This is a genomic window from Sedimentibacter sp., assembly GCF_038562225.1.
In the GTDB taxonomy this organism is placed as follows: Bacteria; Bacillota; Clostridia; order Tissierellales; family Sedimentibacteraceae; genus Sedimentibacter.
In genome coordinates, this window is the sequence record NZ_JBCFAS010000008.1 from 26,079 (window position 1) to 46,142 (window position 20,064).

Genomic DNA, 20,064 nt, shown 5'->3' on the forward strand with positions numbered 1-20,064 from the left:
TATATTACGGAGGAAGAAAAAGTGATTAGAAAAAAAATAGCGATTTTATTGGCAGCAGCGGTGATGATGCTTCCGGTTCTGACATCCTGCTCAAGCGCCAAGACGGCAGCACCGTCGGAAAACAAGACAGCGGAGCAGCCTGCTGCGGCAGCAGAACCGGCACCAGCAGACAAGATTCTCAGGATTGCATCGTCAGACAACCCTGCAACGCTGGATCCCCAAAAAACATCAGAATATTACAGGGAGCCTTTGAATATTTACGACAGGCTCGTTGAAGCCGTAACGGTGGACGGAAAACCTGAACTTGTGCCGGGACTTGCAGAAAGCTGGGATGTTTCGGAAGATGGTCTCGTTTACACATTCCATCTTGCAAAGAACGTAAAGTTTCACAACGGAGAACCGTTCACTGCAGATGACGTGGTATTTACAATAGACAGGATGATGAATCCAAACACAGCTGCCATGAACACAGACTTCTTTGACATGATTAAAGGCGCCACAGAAGTTTTTGAAGGCAAAGCAGAACATGTAGAAGGAGTAAAGGCTGTTGACGACAATACCTTGGAAATAACCCTTGAAGAGCCCTTTGCGCCATTTTTAGCTAACATTGCAACTCCGGGATGCTCAATCCTGAATAGGGAAGCAACAGAAGCAGCGGGAGACCAATTCGGCATTGACGTTTCTGTAACCGTGGGAACCGGACCTTTCAAGGTTGAGAAGTGGTCCGTGAACCAGGAGGTTGTTCTTTCTGCCAACAAGGACTATTTCAAGGGAGCCCCTCAGATTGACGGCTACACCGTAAAAATAATTCCTGATGCCGAAACTCAGAGAATGATGTTTGAAAGCGGCGAACTTGATGTATTTAACACTTCCGAAGCCAGAACACAGATTCCTTATTTCAAGTCAAATCCGGATTATCAGGACAACATAGTAAGCGCACCGGAAGCCGGGTTGTACTTCTATGCATTTAACAACAGCATAGAACCTTACAACAATGTCAAAGTCAGACAAGCGCTGCAAATGGCCATAGACAGGCAGACAATCCTTGAATCCATGTATGACGGAGAAGGTAAGGTGCTGAATACATTCCTGCCTGAATCGGTGCTTGGACACAAAGCGGATGCAAAAACAATAGAATACAATCCTGAAAAGGCAAAGGAACTTCTTGCAGAGGCAGGCTATCCGAACGGTTTTGACATGGAGATAATTCAGGTTTCAGGCAGCGCCACAACACTGGAAATGAACGAGGTTGTGCAATCAATGCTGTCTCAGATAGGTGTGAATGCAAAAATTACACAGGTGGACGAAGCTACATACTACGCCATGAGAAAGGCCGGCGAAATCCCTGTTTACAGAAGCTCATGGTGGGCTGACTACAACGACCCGGACAACTTCTACTACACGTTCTTCTCCGAAAAGAATGCGGTTGTAAGATCAACATGCTACAACAATCCGGAGGTTTTTGCAGGACTTGACGAGGCAAGGACAATGGTTGATCCAGATGCAAGGTTGAAATACTACCAGGATATGGATGAAATGATAATACAGGAAGATGCGGCCATACTTCCAATGTTCCAGATGAACAAGATATTCATAGTGAGCGACAGAGTAAAGGAATTCCACATAGCATGGAACGGCTGGTCAGATATGTCATTCTACGACGTTGTGATTGAAAACTAGCAGTTCCGGGAGTTTATCAGAATCTGATAAACTCCCAATACTAAATTCAAGGAGGTATCATGGCTAAATATTTTTTAAAAAGAATAATAATAGCTGTACCTGTTTTAATCGGAGTAATGTTTATAACTTTCATGATGCTTAATGTTGTTCCAGGAGACCCCATTACAGTCATGATGAGGGAACATGTCAAGCCGGATGTAATAGAAAATTTAAGGAAGACAATGCATCTGGACGATCCAGCCATTATAAGGTTTTTCAGGTTTCTCGGCGATGCGCTGAGAGGAAATTTCGGCGTTTCCTACAAACTTAGCAGGCCGGTAACGGATTTGATTGTACAGGCCTTTCCGGTTACCATCAAATTAGCCACCACAGCTGCCATTATATCATGGATAATAGGAATACCAATCGGAATCATATCAGCCGTGAAGCAAAGCACCATAACAGACCAGCTGTTCATGGGATTTGCTTTGTTCGGAGTGTCCATGCCGGTTTTTTTTATCGGATTGCTGGGACAGTACATATTTTCATACAGATTGGGGTGGCTTCCGGTTTCCGGTTTTGAAAACTGGAAACAGCTGATAATGCCTGCACTTGTTCTCGGATGGAATTCAGCAGGCACAATTGCGAGACTGACAAGGTCAAATCTTCTTGAAACCATGAAAAATGATTACATCAGGACAGCCAGAGCAAAAGGCCTGAAGGAGACAAGTGTTGTTGTAGGCCATGCGCTTAAAAATTCACTGCTTCCCGTTATTACAATCATGGCAATACAGATAGCTAGCCTGCTTTCAGGATCTGTCATAACGGAGTCTATATTCGGAATTCCAGGAATAGGAAGACTCTCGGTGAATGCCATTCAGGGAAGGGACATGCCTCTTTTGCAGGGATCCGTGGTTTTTGCCACAGCCCTGATAATATTGGGGAACATATGCGCCGACATGCTGTATTCAATAGTTGACCCTAGAATCAGAGTGGAATAAAGAGGTGAAAAATGGAAAATAATCTAGAAGCCAAAGCAATATCTGAGGAATATGACATAGAATCTGAAATTGCAGAAAATGACAAGCTATATGATAAAATAAAGAGCATGATTAAAACCAACAAGGTTGCAGCCATCAGCGGAGTTTTGATTTTGTTCATAATAATTACTGCCGTGCTGGCGCCGATTATGGCTCCTTACGATCCGTACGCCATTGACTTATTGTCAAGGCTTAAGGGACCATCAGCAGCACATCTGCTGGGTACCGATGAGCTGGGCAGGGACGTGCTCAGCAGAATAATATACGGCAGCAGGGTTTCGCTGTTCGTGGGACTGGTTCCCACTCTTCTATCCATGGTGATCGGAGCCATGCTGGGACTCATATCCGGTTACTTCGGAGGGAAGGTTGATTTTGTGATCATGAGGCTGGCTGATGTGGTGCTTGCGTTTCCGTCGCTGCTTCTGGCCATGGTTATAATGTACACGCTTGGCGCCAGCACCTTCAACCTTTTCATTGCACTGACCATAATAAACTGGGCAGGAACAGCCAGGGTTGTGCGCTCCCAGACCATGTCCCTGAAGGAAAAGGAGTTTATCGAAGCAGCCAGGTCCATAGGGGTTAAAGACAGTGTCATCATGTTCAAGCATGTATTGCCCAATTGTCTTCCTTCATTGATAGTATTGTTTACGACCAACATACCCGGAGCAATATTGTCGGAGGCTAACTTAAGCTTTCTTGGAGTGGGTGCTCAGCCTCCGCAAGCCAGCTGGGGGCTTATGGTCAACAATGGGAAAAAATTTCTGTTTACAAATCCTGTAATGGCGCTGGCACCAGGAATAGCAATTCTTGTAATCGTGCTGACATTCAATTTTCTCGGTGACGGATTAAGGGATGCCATAGACCCTTACATGAAAGAATAGGAGTGATGAAATGAGTGAACTGATCATTGAGCAGCCATTGTTGAATATTAACGGATTGAAAACACATTTCTTTACCAAGAGGGGCGTAGTCCCTTCGGTGGATGGCGTCAGCATAGAGATACCTGCCGGTAAAATAATCGGCATAGTCGGAGAGTCAGGCTGCGGCAAAAGCGTCACCTCCCTGTCCGTCATGGGGCTGGTGCAGCGTCCCGGAAAGGTCGTGGAAGGTACCATTGAATTTGAAGGCAAGAACCTTCTTAATATTAACAAGACACAGATGAGAAAAATCAGAGGCAATGAAATTTCAATGATATTTCAAGAGCCCATGACATCTTTGAATCCGGTTTACACAGTAGGCAGACAGGTCAGCGAGGCGCTGACCATACATGAAAACATAGACAGAGACGAAGCTAAAAAAAGAGTTATAGAAATATTCGAAAGTGTAGGTATTCCCGAAGCAGGCAAAAGATTCAATTCGTATCCTCATCAGCTGTCAGGAGGGCTCAGGCAAAGGATAATGATAGGAATGGCAATGATCTGCTCTCCAAAGCTCATGATTGCCGACGAACCGACGACAGCCCTTGATGTAACTATCGAGGCTCAGATACTTCATCTCATGAGGGAACTGAGAAACAAAAACAACACATCCATAATGATGATTACCCACAACCTGGGAGTGGTTGCTGAGATTTGCGACTATGTCTACGTCATGTATGCGGGAAAGGTCATGGAACAGGCCGAAGTAAACGAACTTTTTGATAATACGCTCCATCCGTACACTGACGGCCTTTTGCGTTCCATGCCAAGGATGAATTCATCAGACGAAAAGTTATACAGCATAAAGGGAGTTGTGCCTAATCTTATGAAGCTTCCAAAAGGGTGCAGGTTCAGCCCCAGGTGTGAAAGGGCGACGGAAAGATGCTTAAGGCAGGAACCTGAATTGTACAGGATTGACAACAATCACAGCGTACGATGCTTCTTGTATGAAAGCGGGGTGAAAAAATGAGTGAAAATGTGCTGGCAGAAGTAAATAATCTAGTAAAAACTTTCAGCATAACCAGCTCAGGCGGCAGAAAAAAAAGCCTTGTGCAGGCTGTGTCGGGTGTAAGCTTTAAAATATACCAGGGAGAAACGCTGTCGCTGGTTGGGGAGTCGGGCTGCGGCAAAAGCACACTTGGAAGGCTTCTGATAAACCTTATAGAACCAACATCCGGAAACGTAACTTTTGAAGGCGCGGAAGTGCAAAAGCTCGACAAGAAGGAAATGCGGCAGCTGAGAAAGAAAATGCAGATAATTTTCCAGGATCCGTATGCTTCCTTAAATCCCAGGATGAATGTATGTAAGCTAATTGCAGAACCTCTTGAGACCCATAAGATATACAAAACAAAAAAAGAAACTGAAGACAGGGTTAAGGAGCTCATGGAGAAGGTAGGCATACGTAAGGAGTTTATCAACCGTTATCCACATCAGTTCAGCGGAGGTCAAAGGCAAAGGATAGGCATAGCAAGGGCACTTGCTTTGAATCCGAGACTGGTAGTCTGCGATGAACCGGTATCTGCTCTGGATGTATCCATACAGTCGCAGGTTTTGAACCTGCTTGACGATCTGCAGAACGAAATGAACCTAACATATCTTTTCATATCCCATGACCTTAGTGTGGTAAGGCACATATCGGACAGGGTCTGCGTTATGTTTCTGGGCAAGATCTGTGAAATAGGAAGCACGGAGGACATCTATGAAAGACCGCTTCATCCATATACGAAATTTCTGATAGAAGCGGTTCCAAAGCCCGACCCTAAGCTGAGGAAAGAAGATAGGAAGATACTCACGGGGGAGATACCCAGTCCTGTAAATCCTCCGTCAGGATGCAGGTTCCACACAAGATGCCCTTACGCAAAAGACATCTGCTCTGAACAAGAGCCGGAAATGAAGGATTACGGCGACAGGTCTGCAGCCTGCCACTTCGTGCTTTAAAATATTTTAAATAAATTGGATAATAGGCAAAGAATAAAAAGGGCAGAATAAGAGCCATTGAAGGTCCTTGCAATAGCAAGGGCTTTTTTGCATTTTTGAGTGGAAGCATTTAACAATGTGTTAATCAATAAACAATTTTACTTCCGACCTTTAATGTATTAAAATAGTAGTGTTAATTGCTTGAGTATTGGCATAATAAAAGAAAAAGTGAGAGAGTCAGTATGATAGTTGAAATAAGCAAGGTTTTTTTGTATGACATCAGTTTAAAGAGCATAATTAACCTGGAGATTAAAGACGGCAGCACAATCAGGGAAGTGGTGGATCTATTGTCTGTGAAAAACACGGATTATGCCATGTTTTTTGTAAACGGCAAAGTTGCCCAAAATGATGATGTTGTTAATAACAGCGATAAATTAAGCATACTACCGGTCTTTGACGGGGGTTAAAAGGAGTGAAATCATGAAATACGGGTATTCAGGTAAAATTTTAAACATCAACTTAAATGACAACAGCAAAAAAGTCATTGAACTGGATGAAATGACCATGAGAAAATATATGGGCGGCAAAGGCCTCATAGGATACTTCATGAAGAATGAAATGTCCGGGGGCATAGATAAAATGGTTGAAGAAAACAAGCTCTACTTTATGACCGGAATCATGTCGGGAATACCGAACGCAGGCACATCGAGGCTTGTGGTAGGAGCTGTTTCTCCAATAACCGGAGGTTTCGGAATTTCCGAATCCGGAGGATTTTTTGCGCCTGAACTAAAAAAGGCAGGCTGGGACGGCATCATATTTGAAGGAGAAGCCAAGGGACCTGTCTACATTCATATAAAGGATGACGAAGTTGAAATTAGGGAGGCTTCCCACCTTTGGGGAAAAGGAATCGGCGAGACAAACAGCCTTATAAAGGAAGAATTGGGCGACAGCAGCGTCAAGGTGTCACAGATAGGGCCTGCAGGTGAAAATCAGGTGCAGTATTCGTGCATCATCAACGATTTGAAGCACGCATGCGGACGAAACGGCATGGGAGCAGTTATGGGAGCAAAAAAAGTAAAAGCCATAGCCGTAAAAGGAACAAAGGGAATTGAATTTCACGACAGCAAAAGTATCCTTGATATCAGCAAGTGGTATTCTCAGTACTTCAAGGAAAAACCTCTGACTTACGGACTGTACCTCTACGGTACCGCCGCATCCGTCACATCCAATGAAAAGGCAGGCGTGCTGCCTACCAGAAATTTCAGGGACGGATCATTTGAAGGAGCGGAAAAGATTTCAGGGGAGGCCATGGCTGAAACGATACTGAAAAAAAGAGAAGGCTGCTTTTCATGTCCCATAAGGTGCAAGAGGGTTGTGGAAGTGAACAGGGAAAATCTGACGGTAGACCCTAAGTTCGGAGGACCTGAATATGAAACAATAGGCGCCATGGGCTCCATGTGTGGCATAGATAACCTGGAGCTCATTGCCAAGACACATGAAATATGCAATGATATGGGTATAGACACCATTTCAACCGGAGTTGCCATAGCCTTTGCAATGGAATGCTATGAAAAAGGAATTATCGGCAGCGTACAGACTGATGGAATTGAACTGAAATTCGGCAACGAAAAAGCGCTGCTTGAAATGATAGAAAAGATAGTTTATAAAAAAGGCCTCGGAGCAATCCTTGCCAAAGGCGTAAAAGGAGCGTCAGAAGAGTTCGGCATGGGTTCCGAAGAATTTGCAATGCACGTAAAGGGGCAGGAACTACCCATGCACGATCCAAGGGGAAAGGTGGGAGTAGGCCTTGGATATTCCCTGTCACCTACGGGAGCCGACCACATGCAGGCAGGTCACGACACGCTTGTGGCAAGCGCCGGAGAAAATCTTACAAATATGAATCCTATAGGTTTGACTGAACCTGTGGGAGCGCTGGAATACGGCAAGGAGAAGGGAATTTTGTACGGAAAGCTTGAAAAGTGGTGGAGCTTCTTAAACATGGCAGGCGTATGCGATTTCGTTCCTGTGCCCAGAGGTTCCCTTCCGGTTGATAAGCTCATGGAGCTGTTAAACTCGGCCACAGGATGGAATGTGACAGCCGAAGAAGCTGTGGAAGCTGGAGAGAGAGGAATAACCCTGGCAAGGTACATCAACTACAAGCTTGGCGTGGACGAGAAAACGGAGGAACTGCCAAAGAGACTTTACCAGCCTCTTGAAAACGGAAATATGAAGGGAAACATGCTGGACAGGGATAAGTTTATTGCCATGAAGAAGGATTACTACGATTTCATGGGATGGAACGAAAACGGCGAGCCTGCGGAAGAAACTTTGAAAAGGCTTGGCATATAACGGAGGAAAAATTGGAAATAAAATTAAAAAGGGACAGGGACTATGAGAGTGCGGTCATAGGAGACAATCATGCGGTTAAGGTGCTGCTTCCCAACAATAAGGAAACCAACCTTTCAGAAGATCAACTCATAAGAGAAGCCTTGAAAAATCCCATAAATTCCAAGATGCTCAGCAGCATGGTAAAATCCGGAGAAAAGGTTGCAGTAGTTACCAGTGATATTACCCGTCCGCTAAAAAGCTGGGTTGTTCTGCCCTATGTTTTGGAAGAGCTTGAAAAGGGCGGTGTCAAAAACGAAGATGTGACCATTGTGCTGGCACTGGGCAGCCACAGAAAGCATACCGACGAGGAAAAGATTCACCTGGTTGGTGAAGAGGTGTTCAGAAAGTACAAGGTCATCGACTCTGACATGGACGACTGCATGAACATTGGAACATGCAGAAACAATACTCCCGTTGATATATTCACACCCGTTGCACAGACTGATAGAGTTGTGTGCCTGGGAAATGTGGAATTTCATTACTTTGCAGGTTATTCAGGCGGAGCTAAGGCTTTGATGCCAGGAGTTTCAAGCCATGCTGCAATCCAGGCCAACCATTCGAACATGGTAAAAGAAGGAGCTCATGCCGGAAATCTTGACACAAACCCTGTGAGGCAGGACATTGACGAAGTAGGACAGCACATAAAAATTGATTTTATTTTAAATGTGCTTCAGTCATTCGACAAGACAATTGTCGGAGCCTTTGCCGGGCACTACATTGACGCCCACAGGGCCGCATGCCGGGCACTGGATGAAATGTACAAGGTAAGCATAAGCGAAAGGGCTGATGTGGTGATTGTATCCCCAGGAGGATATCCCAAGGACATAAACATCTATCAGGCTCAGAAAGCACTGGACAACGCAAGGCACGCGGTAAAGGACGGAGGAATCATAATTCTTTGCGCATCCTGCAGGGAAGGATTTGAAAACAAGGTTTTCGAAGAGTGGATGATGACCAAGACCAAGGAACAGATGGTCAGAGACATTAGGGAACATTTCGTGCTTGGAGGGCACAAGGCAGCTGCAATTGCCATGACGCTTATGAAGGCTGATATCTACATGGTAACCGACTACGACAAGGCTACAGTAGAGCACATGGGATTCAGGCATTTTACAAATCTTCAGGAAGCTGTGGATGAAGCTGAAAGGGTTACAGGAATAAATTCAAGAGTAATAGTGATGCCGGCAGGCGGAAGCACACTGCCCTGCTGTGAATAATAGCCGCTGATGTCAGAGATGTCAGGAATTGACATAGTTTCTGACATCTTTTTGTATTGACGGAATATACAACTTACTATTTTTAAAAGATATTTATAAATATGTCGAAAAACATATTTTAATCTGATATAATATAAAAAGTTTATTATGACAATGTTATGAATATAGCCTTATGATGGTGCGTTAAATATTAGTCAAATGTATGTCAGAGCTAACTATAAGGAGTGGCGAAATGGAAAAGGAGTTTTATTTATCACAGTTATCACCTATTAAAATGGGAGAATTCACTGGAGATGCAGTCTATATTGTAAGCAAGGACGGCCCTATAATAGATGCCAATGGGCCTTGCCTTAATATTCTGGGGGTCAGCAAGGAAGAAATCATAGGAAAGACAATTTCTGATCTTTGGAATATGGGGGTATTCAGGGAAAAGAACAACTTTTTTCTCGGTTATGACGAATATGCCGTGCCGCAATTGCTGCGAAAACTAAATGAAGTGGACCTTGAAGAGTTCAATGTAGAGAATGCTCCGAGGCTTTCTGACCTGGCCTTTAATGAAAAAAAGACTGTTTGCGGTGTTACAAGACTTGGAAATACTGAAAAGGTTGTGCTCTTTATAAGCATACCCATATTCAAAAGCGGTGCAGAAAAAGAGGTTACCCACGTTGCAGCCGTAGTACGCGACCTGACTGATGTCATAGAACTTAAAAACAAAATAAACAAAGTAGAACAAAATCTGGACTATTATAAAAAACTTCAGTTTAGAGACACATTCATCGGTGATTCGCAGTGCATGCGTAAAATAAAGTACCTTATAAGCCAGACTGCCGGCATAGATACTACCGTGCTGATAAGCGGAGAAACAGGCACGGGAAAAGAAGTGGTTGCAAAGGAGATATTAATGAGAAGCAACCGCAAAGACAAGCATTACATACGGATCAACTGCGGAGCAATTCCCGAAAACTTATTTGAATCAGAGCTGTTTGGATATGAAAAGGGAGCATTCACCGGTGCCCTTCAAAAAGGCAAGACTGGACTTTTGGAGATGGCAAACGGAGGAACAGTACTGCTTGATGAGGTGGAGGTTCTGCCCATGTCCATGCAGGCTAAGCTGCTTAGGACACTGCAGGAACATGAAATAATAAGGGTTGGCGGTACAGAAAACGTTAAGATTGATGTGCGTATACTGGCCACTACAAACATGGACCTTGAAGAAATGGTTGCCAACAAACAATTCAGAGAGGACTTATTTTACCGCCTGAATGTAATTACAATAAAAATTCCTCCTCTCAGGGAAAGGGGAGAAGACATTACCAGTTTAGCCAACGCCTTTCTCAACAAGTTCAATGAAAAATACAAAAAAAGCAAGTACTATGAACCGGCAGCAATAACCCGGATGGAAATGCACAGTTGGCCCGGAAACGTAAGGGATCTGGAACATACGGTTGAAAGGCTTGTAGTTATCGGTGACGGAAATAAGATAACCAAGGATGAAGTTGAACTGGCAATCAACGGAGAGCGCGTTTCCATGGACGTAAATCTGGAAAGTCTGCAGCATGCTGTTGATGTAACAGAAAAGAGGGTAATTGAAAATGCTGTTAAGAAGTATAAAAGCAGCAGAAAGGTAGCTGAAGTACTTGGAGTTTCACAACCGACCATAATCAGAAAAGCGAAAAGGCTGGGAATTAAACTTAATCAGGATTAACAATAAACCGCCATGTGTGATACAATTTTGTATCAGTCCGATGCAAAATTGTATCGTTTATAACAATGTATTTGCAATGAATTTAAACCGTAACAAAAAACCGATACATTAATGTATCGGTTTTTTGTTTCTTTTATATTTAGAATTTTTATAAGGTGGCTGTATTTGAACATTTTTAACGTTTAAACATATATTTTGACATTGGCATGAATGTTGCATTAAGTATGATAATTAACAAACAAAAAATTGGGAGGTAGAAATGAAAAAAATAGTTTCAATCGTATTATCTGTTTTACTGGTATTATCATTGGTTGCCTGCGGCGGATCAAGCGCAGGAAATACTCAGCCTTCATCTTCAAATGAAACTAGCGGAGGAAACGCAAGTGCAGGCAATGAAACAGTTTACAAATGGAAAGCAGCTAACGTGTTGGCGCCCGGAGCCCCATGGGATTTAGGACTTCTGGAATTTTCAAGGCTTCTAAAGGAAAAAAGCGGCGGAAAAATTGAACTGACAGTTTATTCCGGAGGTCAGCTGGGCGGAGAAAGAGACACCATGGAAGGTCTTCAAATGGGTACGGTGGACTTTGCTATAGGCAGTTCTGCAACTCTTTCTAACTTTACAGACACAAACAACATTTGGGACTTGCCTTATCTGTTCCCTTCAAAGGCAGCAGCCCGCGGGGTACTGGACAGCGAAATAGGACAAGAAGTGCTTGATTCATTGTCCAAGGTTGGAATTAAAGGGCTCAGCTATTGGGAAAACGGCCTGTACGCCATTGGATCCAAGGAACCAATAAAATCCCTTGCTGATATGAAGGGGAAGAAAATAAGAGCCATAGAAAGCAAGCTGCAGACAGATGTATTTTCTAGCTTCGGTGCCACTGCTGTAGTTATAGCCTGGGGAGATATTTACACCTCGCTTCAGCAGGGTGTATGCGACGGTGTGGACTCAACAACGGTACCAAACATGTACTCGGCTAAGTTTCATGAAGTTGCTCCTAACATTACTCTGACAAATCATGGATATAGCCCCGCTCCGCTTCTCATGAGCCAAAAGCTGTGGGACTCTCTTCCGGCAGATATTCAGGCCATCATTCTGGAAGCAGCTCAGGAAGCTAAACTTTACGAAAGAAATGAAATTGACAAAGTGTTTGAAAAAGCTAAAAAAGAAATGGAATCTGCAGGTGCTACATTCTATGAAATAAATGCAGACGAATGGTCGGCAGCGGTTAAAACTGTTTATGAAAAATATGTCGGAACCATGGGAATTGAAGAAGACATGGTAAACCGCGTTAAAGAAGCAGCCGCAAAATTCAATTAATACGATTAACCATTATTTCCAAAATGAAGGAAACTGTCATTTTGGAAATAGTGGCAAAATCAGAAAGGAGCGTATTCCAGGCGACTGGCCGTGTGGAGTACGGATATCATATGTCAACCATAAAGAAAATTGTTCGTAAAATTGAAGATTCAATTACTATAATATCTTTTCTGGCAATGACCCTTGTGGTGTTTTGGAGTGTCCTTTGCAGGTATGTGCTGAAGATTCCATTTACCATGGGAGAAGAACTTGCCCGCTACCTGATGATTTACAGCATCTATTTTGGAGTGAGCATTGGTGTAAGGAAAGGGTCACATCTTGGAATAAAGGCATTTGTAGATATGCTTCCACAGAAAGTTTACGTGGTTGTTGAAAAGATAGAAGCATTTGCGACAGCGTTAATGTTTGCAATCCTGTTCGTTTTATCCATCCAGATGGTGCTTCAGTTCAAAAGTACAGGTCAGGTTTCTACAATGATGAGAATTCCAATGTATATTGTCTACCTGGCTTTGCCCATAGGGTTTGCCATGAGTATCTTTCATTCGGTAGAAAACATAGTTGAGAAATTTAGAAAGGAAGGTGACCTGTAATGGCGGCAGTATTGTTTATTGTATTTGGAATTACCCTTATTTTCGGTATGCCCATAGCTCTTACCTTAGCTGCCGGAGGCGTGGCAGCTATTGCCTATGACGGCGCGATTCCTATATTTGTGGCAGGGCAGAAGCTGTTTACATCCATAGACAGCTTCACGCTGATGGCAATTCCATTTTTCATGCTGGCGGGAGCATTAATGAGCAGCGGCGGAATTTCCAAGAGGTTAGTCGGCTTTGCAAATGCATGTGTTGGTTGGATGCCCGGCGGGCTTGGAGTTGTTACCATCTTTGCCTGCATGCTGTTCGGAGCACTTTCGGGATCACCTACGGCAACTGCTGCAGCCATCGGATCGGTTATGCTTCCGTCACTTAAGGAACAGGGATATGACATTAAATTTTCATTGTCAACAATAGCTGCGGCAGGAATATTAGGCTGTATCATTCCCCCCAGCACCGTAATGATCAACTATGCTTCGGTCACAGAGGTATCAATCGGAGACATGTTTGCAGGAGGGCTGCTGCCGGGAATAATTCTTGGAGTCGGAATGATGTTTGTGGCAGTATGGTACGGGATCAAAAAGCAGATTCCAAGGACCAGTTTTTCATTTCGTCAGCTGTGGTACGCAACAATTAATTCCATCGGTGCTTTGCTTATGCCTGTTATAATTTTGGGAGGCATTTACGGAGGAGTTTTTACCCCCACAGAGTCTGCAGCAATTGCCTGCGTTTACGGATTCATAGTAGGTATCTTCGTATACAAGGAGCTTAAGCTGGATGAACTAAAGGGCGTAATCTTATCTGCAGCTTCATCCTCAGGAATGGTAATGTTCATTGTTTCTGCAGCAGGCGTATTCGGATATGTGATGGCAAGGGAGCAGATTCCGGCCATAGCAGCAAACTTTTTAATCAGTTTGTCTGACAGTTATATTATATTCCTGCTTCTGGTAAACATTTTACTTATGATTGTGGGATGTTTCCTGGAAACCACAGCTGCCATACTAATACTGGCTCCGATTTTATATCCTGCCTTGACCGCCTACGGCATAAACCCGGTGCATTTTGGTATTGTAATGTGTATAAACCTTGCAATAGGAATGCTGACACCGCCTCTGGGCGTCAACATATACGTGGCGGCTGGGCTTGATAACCAGCCGGCTGAAACAGTGATAAACAGGTACCTGATATGCTACATAGTAATTATGTTTTCAATATTGATGTTGCTGACATACATTCCTGATATCGTAATGCTGTTGCCGAACATGCTGTAACAATAATAAATATCAATAAATAAAAAATGACAGAATCGAGGAAAAATCAATGAACAGACTTGATAATAAAGTTGTTGTAGTCACAGGAGGTTCAAGAGGAGTGGGATATGAAATCTGCAGACGTTTTGCAGAAGAAAATCCTGCCGTCATATATTCAGTTGATGTAAGCGAGGGAGGCTATGATCATGAGTTGGTAAAACATGTTAAGCTTGACATAACCAACAGAGACGTAATAGCTGAATTTGTTGAAAGAATCAAAAACGAATACAACCGGGTGGATGTTTTGATAAACAATGCCGCAATTGTTAGAGACGGAATGCTGGTTAAAATGACTGAAGACAAATGGGATGCAGTAATCAATGTTAATTTGAAGGGAACATTCAACATGACTCAGGCTATGGCGCCATTTATGCTTGAGCAAAAGAAGGGTTCAATAATATGTATTTCATCAGGAAGCGGAGTTTACGGCAACATTGGACAAACAAACTATGCGGCAACGAAAGCCGGACTGATAGGTATGGTGTACACCTGGGCAAAGGAATTGAACCTTAAGGGCGGAGAAATAAGATCCAATATACTTGCGCCGGACAATATAGAAACTGAAATGGCAAAAAATATTCCTGCCAAAATTTTGGAACCTTTAATAGAAAGAACCCCTCTCAAACGTATGTGTCAGCCCATTGAAGTTGCAAACACAGCCTTGTTTTTGGCCAGCGACGAAGCATCTTTCATCAACGGCCAGGTTATATGCGTCAACGGCGGACTAAGGCTTTAGGAGGATTTGAGATGAAAAAAGTCTATATAGTCGGGGGAAAGAGAACAGCAATAGGAAAGTTCCTCGGCAGTTTATCGACGGTAAAACCCGGCGAGATGGCAGCGCAGGTTGCAAAACAAGTGTTATCGGAAATAAATTTGGACGCTGCCAAAATAGATGAAATATACATGGGCCACCAGCATTCCGCAGGACAGGGCCCCAGCATTGCACGAAGAATGCAGCTGGAAGCCGGAATACCTGTTGAGGTGCCGGCAACCACAGTAAACATGCAGTGCGGCAGCGGCATGAAGGCAATAATGCTGGGATTCAATTCCATTCAGGCAGGAAGCAGCGTAGTAATGTGCGGCGGAGTTGAAAACATGTCTCAGGTGCCTTTCATACTTACCAACAAGGTCAGAAAAGGCGTAAGGATGGGAAACGAATCAGTAACTGTGGAGGATTCCCTTTATTGCGACGGTCTCATCGACCAGTTCAACGGGTACTTAATGGGTGTGACTGCTGAAAATGTGTCGGAAAAACTTAACATCACAAGGGAAGAACAGGATTCATTCGCACTTTTGTCGCAAAGAAGGTCTATGGATGCCATAGACGGCGGACGTTTTGTTGATGAGATAGCGCCCGTTAAATATAAGGACAAAAAGGGTGAGGAACATGTTTTCAACACAGATGAAAGCATCACAAGAAACACAACAGCAGAAGGGCTTAACAAACTGAAACCTGCATTCAAAAAAGGCGGAACCGTAACAGCCGGCAATTCATCACAGTTAAATGACGGTGCAGCCATTGTGATTCTTGCTTCCGAAGACGCGGTTTCAGAGTACGGTTTAAAACCAATGGCAGAAATAATATCAACGGGACAAAAGGGGATAGATCCTTCAATAATGGGACTGGGACCCGTTGGTGCCATTGAACGAGCTCTTGAAAATGCAAACATGACACTTGCAGACATGGACATTATAGAGCTGAATGAAGCTTTTGCCGCGCAGGCGCTTGGAACCGTTAAGGAGCTGGAGAGAATCTATGGCATTCCCTCGGACAATATCATAGAAAAGACAAATGTAAACGGAGGAGCCATAGCATTGGGGCATCCGGTCGCAGCATCAGGTTCAAGGATAGTTATCACTTTGATAAATGAAATGATGAAAAGACCTGAAGCAGAATTTGGTCTGGCATCACTGTGCATCGGAGGTGGATTGGGAACCGCGCTGGTAATAAAAAAATATGGGGGGATGAAATGATGCGAAATGAAAAGTTTGTTTCTGCAGAAAAAGCCGCATCAGCCATAGAGGACGATTCCATAATGGGCATCGGAGGATTTTTGGGAATCGGCTCTGCAGAAGAAATTTTTTTAGCCATAGAAAAGAGATTTTTAGATGAGGGGCACCCCAGGAACATAACAATGGTTCATACCGGCGGTGTGGGAGACGGAAAGTCGGCCGGTGCCAATGTGCTGGCCCATCAGGGACTCATAAAGCGGATGATTGGCGGACATTTTGCAAGGATGCCCATGCTTGGAAGCATGATTGAACAGGAGATAATTGAAGGATATAACATACCGCAGGGAATTCTGGCTCACCTTTACAGGGAAAGCGCTGCAGGAAGGCCAAGGCTCATTACAAAGGTCGGATTAAAGACATTCATCGACCCTGATCTCGGCGGTGCTAAACTGAATTCCATCGCCAAGGATGACATAGTTGAAAAGCTATGTATCGACGGAGAAGATTATCTTTCCTACAAAGTGCCGAAGGTCAATTTGGCTGTAATAAGAGGCACAACTGCCGACGAGCAGGGAAACATAAGCTTCGAAAATGAGCCGTTGACGCTGGAAGGTATTTCAATTGCATCAGCAGCAAAGAACAACGGCGGAACTGTAATCGTTCAGGTGGAAAAAGTGGTCAGAAAGGGGAGCATACTTCCTCAGAATGTTAAAATACCGCATATAATGGTTGACTACATAGTAGTTGCCGAAGACCCTGAAAAAAATCACCGACAGAACTATGGAACATACTTCGATCCAAGGTTTACGCGAAATGACATAGTAATTGAAGGAACTTCCGTAAAGGAGCCCATGAACTGCCGCAAGATAATTGCAAGGAGGGCTGCAATGTGTCTTACTGCAGACATGAAGGTTGTGAACTTCGGAATAGGAATACCTGAGGTTGTAGCGTCAGTGCTCAACGAAGAAGGGCAGGATTCCAGGATTACCACAATAATCGAAAGTGGTATAGTTGGCGGAGTTGCACTGGGAAACATGAATTTCGGAGCTTCACTTTGTCCGGATGCAATAATTGACCAGACATACATGTTCGACTACATAGACGGAGGAGGACTGGACATCTCGTTTCTTGGATTAGCGCAGTGCGATCCGTGCGGAAACATCAACGTATCACGATTCGGGAAAAAGGTAACCGGATGCGGAGGCTTCATAGATATTTCACAAAATGTTAAAAACATTGTGTTCTGCGGAACGTTTACGGCAGGCGGCCTAAAGGTGGACATCAAGGACAGGAAGCTTGTAATAGCTGAGGAGGGAAGCACCAGGAAGTTTATAAACAACCTTCAGCAGATTACGTTCAGCGGTGATGTGGCGGTGAAAAACAATAAATCGGTGCAGTTTGTGACAGAAAGGGCAGTGTTCAGACTGACGAAGGATGGACTTTTGCTTACTGAAATCGCACCCGGCATCGACATAGAAAAAGACATACTGGGTCAAATGGAGTTCAGACCAATAATTTCAGAAAACCTGAAATATATGGATGAAAAAATATTCATTGATGAACCCATGAACTTTACCATAGAAGGAGGTGCATACAAATGAAATATGTTTCCATGGCTGAACCCAAGAAGGTTGAAATAAAAACAGGAAACAAGCCGAAACCGAAAAAAGGTGAAGCGCTGCTTAGGATCATTTACGGCGGCATTTGCGGTTCCGACATGGGTCTCTACAAAGGCCATATGGACGCTTACGCCAGCTATCCAAGGATTCCGGGGCATGAACTGTCTGCAGAAATTGTGGAAATAGAAGAAAATGAATATGGATTGAAGGAAGGAACAATCGTTACGGTAAACCCTTATTTCAACTGCCATGAGTGTTATTCGTGCGAAAGAGGCTTCGTTAACTGCTGCGTTCATAACAAGACTATGGGCCTGGCTATAGACGGCGGATTTGCCGAGTATATTACAATGCCCATCGAAAGGATATATGACGGCAAGGGGCTAAACGCAAAGACTCTGGTTCTCATTGAGCCTTTTTGCATAAGCTACCATGCTGTTAAAAGAGCAAATGTGCAGCCTGGTGAAAAAGTCCTGGTGGTGGGAGCCGGAACAATCGGCATATTTGCATTAATGGCAGCAAAGCTCAAGGGAGCGGAGGTGTACATAAGCGACGTTGTTGAGCAAAAGCTGGCATTCGCACAAAAGATGGGGGCCGACGGAGTTATTTTCAATGACAACAACGAAAATTTCAAGGAAAAAGTAGATGCCATAACTGACGGCAAAGGGTTTGATGTGTTGATAGAAGCCGTAGGGCATCCGATGACAATGATGAACTGCATCGATGGTGCAGCACACATGGCTAGAATTGTGGAAGTTGGAATAAGCAGCAGGAAAATGGACTTCGATTTCAGCATAGTGCAGAGGAAGGAGCTAAACATTTTCGGCAGCCGAAACGCATTGAAGGAAGACTTTATTGAACTCATAGACATCGTAAGGTCAGGCCGAATAGACATATCACCCATGATAACAAACATGTATGACATTGACCAAACAGCCCAGGCATTTGAAGATCTGGACAGAAACATAGGAAACAACTTAAAGACCATAATCAAATTTTAATAAGTTAACCATTGGATAAATCCAATAAAATATAATTCAAATTGCATAGTTAATCTATGACACTAGGAGGAATAGAAATGGTAAAAGGAAATTTAAATCCAAGAGGAAAATGGCTGACAACAGAGCTGCCGGAAATAGTATTTGAAGACACTGCCGTAGGAAGAATGAAAAAGAAAATATGGGATGCTCCCATGTCTGAAATCGACCGCATATTGAAAGAAGATTATGAAATTCCGTCGCCGTCAGGTCTGGGTACCGCAGGAACATACATTCAAAACACTCCAAGATCAAAGGTTGTAGAAACAAGAAGAAAAAATGACGTTGTAATTGTTCCTATAGGATGCACTGAAAACCATGGATTGCATGCAAACAGCGGTTTGGATACATTCATGGTAAGCCAGATATGCGAAGCTGTGAAAAGAAAATCCATTAAGGACGGAAAGGAAGTAAGCCTTGCATTTCCTCCTTTAAACTACGGCGGACACCCATACCACCATGTTGGCATGGCAGGCACCGTAATAATTCCGGAAACAACTGTTAAAGAAATGCTCATATACACAATGCTTGGATTGTGGGATGACGGCTTCAGAAAAATCATACTGGTTAACAACCACGGTCATCACTGGATGATAGAAGCTGCAATCCAGGAGTTCTTCAAAAGATTCCAGCTTCCTGCATTTGTTACCTTAGTTGACTGGCACAGGGTTGTTAGAGAATTCTTCTATGCTCAGCCAAGCAAGGATGATTATGTGTCATCACAGTTTGTGCATGCAGATGAATCTGAGACTTCTGTAGGCTTATTGCTTTTCCCCGATATGATTGATATGAGTTCAGCTGTTGATACCGAACCCTCAGCCATGATGCTGCAGGGGCACTACGATACCGCATGCGATGCCTACAGAAGACCTCATTCATGGGTTGAGGCACAGGGACATTCAGCAATGGAAATCTACGGAACTCCTGAAGGTGTTGTGGGATATCCTACAAAAGCAACTGCTGACAAGGCAAAACGTCCGATAGCAGCAATCTGCAGTTATCTGACACTGCTTATGGACGAAGTTCTTGAAGCATTCCCGGCAGGACAGGTTCCTTCCATAGAGAAGATTACAATGAGAACCAGGGAAGAATTGGAACCATGCCTTAAAGAACCGATGAGCAAAGGATGGATGTCAGTTCATGGTCTTAAGAAGATAGGCGTATTTAACGATTAATCTGATCTGATGATACCTTAGGAAAAATGGGAGATATCCCATTTTTCTTAATTTAGAAACATTGTTAATATTTTATTTTAAAATGATGTAATCAATTGAGCAGGAGGCAAGAATGAATTTCAGTTTGACAAAGGAACAGGAACTGGTCAGAAAAATGGTTAGAGAGTTCGCCGTGAAAGAAGTGGAACCCATAGCGGCAGAAATAGACCAGGAGGCCAG

General features: G+C 43.7%; 18 protein-coding genes. All 18 read left to right on the forward strand.

Features of this window, described 5'->3' with window-relative positions; translation table 11 throughout:
• Positions 1-21: 21 nt before the first annotated feature.
• Positions 22-1,680, forward strand: coding sequence for an ABC transporter substrate-binding protein (locus tag AAGU76_RS19115; RefSeq protein ID WP_342487124.1), 1,659 nt, complete (start codon positions 22-24; stop codon positions 1,678-1,680).
• Between the two features lie 59 nt (positions 1,681-1,739).
• Positions 1,740-2,660 carry an ABC transporter permease gene (locus tag AAGU76_RS19120; RefSeq protein ID WP_342487125.1) on the forward strand — a complete coding sequence of 307 codons (921 nt, stop codon included), beginning with the start codon at positions 1,740-1,742 and terminating at the stop codon, positions 2,658-2,660.
• Between the two features lie 11 nt (positions 2,661-2,671).
• Positions 2,672-3,580 (forward strand): ABC transporter permease, encoded by a 909-nt coding sequence (locus tag AAGU76_RS19125; protein ID WP_342487126.1) that lies wholly within the window; start codon positions 2,672-2,674, stop codon positions 3,578-3,580.
• Between the two features lie 10 nt (positions 3,581-3,590).
• Entirely contained in the window at positions 3,591-4,586 is a 996-nt protein-coding gene (locus AAGU76_RS19130; protein ID WP_342487127.1) for an ABC transporter ATP-binding protein, read from the forward strand.
• A complete protein-coding gene (locus AAGU76_RS19135) occupies positions 4,583-5,554 on the forward strand; it encodes a dipeptide ABC transporter ATP-binding protein (RefSeq protein WP_342487128.1) in 972 nt (323 codons plus the stop codon). The genes AAGU76_RS19130 and AAGU76_RS19135 overlap by 4 nt, the downstream gene beginning before the upstream one ends.
• A gap of 221 nt (positions 5,555-5,775) precedes the next feature.
• Entirely contained in the window at positions 5,776-6,000 is a 225-nt protein-coding gene (locus AAGU76_RS19140) for a MoaD/ThiS family protein (protein WP_342487129.1), read from the forward strand.
• Between the two features lie 13 nt (positions 6,001-6,013).
• Positions 6,014-7,882 (forward strand): aldehyde ferredoxin oxidoreductase family protein, encoded by a 1,869-nt coding sequence (locus tag AAGU76_RS19145; protein ID WP_342487130.1) that lies wholly within the window; start codon positions 6,014-6,016, stop codon positions 7,880-7,882.
• An 11-nt stretch (positions 7,883-7,893) separates the two neighbouring features.
• The gene (gene larA / locus AAGU76_RS19150; protein WP_342487131.1) at positions 7,894-9,138 is read left to right on the forward strand and encodes a nickel-dependent lactate racemase; all 1,245 of its coding nucleotides are present in this window, start codon (positions 7,894-7,896) and stop codon (positions 9,136-9,138) included.
• Positions 9,139-9,370: 232 nt separating this feature from the next.
• Positions 9,371-10,843, forward strand: a complete 1,473-nt coding sequence (locus AAGU76_RS19155; RefSeq protein ID WP_342487132.1) for a sigma 54-interacting transcriptional regulator — start codon at positions 9,371-9,373, stop codon at positions 10,841-10,843.
• A 259-nt stretch (positions 10,844-11,102) separates the two neighbouring features.
• Positions 11,103-12,164 carry a TRAP transporter substrate-binding protein gene (locus AAGU76_RS19160; RefSeq protein ID WP_342487133.1) on the forward strand — a complete coding sequence of 354 codons (1,062 nt, stop codon included), beginning with the start codon at positions 11,103-11,105 and terminating at the stop codon, positions 12,162-12,164.
• Between the two features lie 50 nt (positions 12,165-12,214).
• Complete coding sequence (locus tag AAGU76_RS19165) at positions 12,215-12,754, forward strand: TRAP transporter small permease (protein ID WP_342487140.1); 540 nt, start codon at positions 12,215-12,217, stop codon at positions 12,752-12,754.
• Positions 12,754-14,025, forward strand: a complete 1,272-nt coding sequence (locus AAGU76_RS19170) for a TRAP transporter large permease (RefSeq protein ID WP_342487134.1) — start codon at positions 12,754-12,756, stop codon at positions 14,023-14,025. Before AAGU76_RS19165 ends, AAGU76_RS19170 begins: the two co-directional genes overlap by 1 nt.
• Positions 14,026-14,074: 49 nt before the next feature.
• Positions 14,075-14,800 carry an SDR family oxidoreductase gene (locus tag AAGU76_RS19175; RefSeq protein WP_342487135.1) on the forward strand — a complete coding sequence of 242 codons (726 nt, stop codon included), beginning with the start codon at positions 14,075-14,077 and terminating at the stop codon, positions 14,798-14,800.
• A gap of 11 nt (positions 14,801-14,811) precedes the next feature.
• Entirely contained in the window at positions 14,812-16,038 is a 1,227-nt protein-coding gene (locus AAGU76_RS19180) for an acetyl-CoA C-acetyltransferase (protein ID WP_342487136.1), read from the forward strand.
• Positions 16,038-17,618: a malonate decarboxylase subunit alpha gene (locus AAGU76_RS19185; RefSeq protein ID WP_342487141.1), complete on the forward strand. Its 1,581-nt coding sequence runs from the start codon at positions 16,038-16,040 to the stop codon at positions 17,616-17,618. The genes AAGU76_RS19180 and AAGU76_RS19185 overlap by 1 nt, the downstream gene beginning before the upstream one ends.
• Complete coding sequence (locus AAGU76_RS19190; protein ID WP_342487137.1) at positions 17,615-18,634, forward strand: zinc-binding alcohol dehydrogenase family protein; 1,020 nt, start codon at positions 17,615-17,617, stop codon at positions 18,632-18,634. The genes AAGU76_RS19185 and AAGU76_RS19190 overlap by 4 nt, the downstream gene beginning before the upstream one ends.
• A gap of 77 nt (positions 18,635-18,711) precedes the next feature.
• Positions 18,712-19,845 carry a 3-dehydro-scyllo-inosose hydrolase gene (iolN, locus tag AAGU76_RS19195; protein ID WP_342487138.1) on the forward strand — a complete coding sequence of 378 codons (1,134 nt, stop codon included), beginning with the start codon at positions 18,712-18,714 and terminating at the stop codon, positions 19,843-19,845.
• Between the two features lie 112 nt (positions 19,846-19,957).
• Positions 19,958-20,064, forward strand: a 107-nt coding sequence (locus AAGU76_RS19200) for an acyl-CoA dehydrogenase family protein (protein WP_342486314.1), incomplete at its 3' end; no start/stop codon positions are given.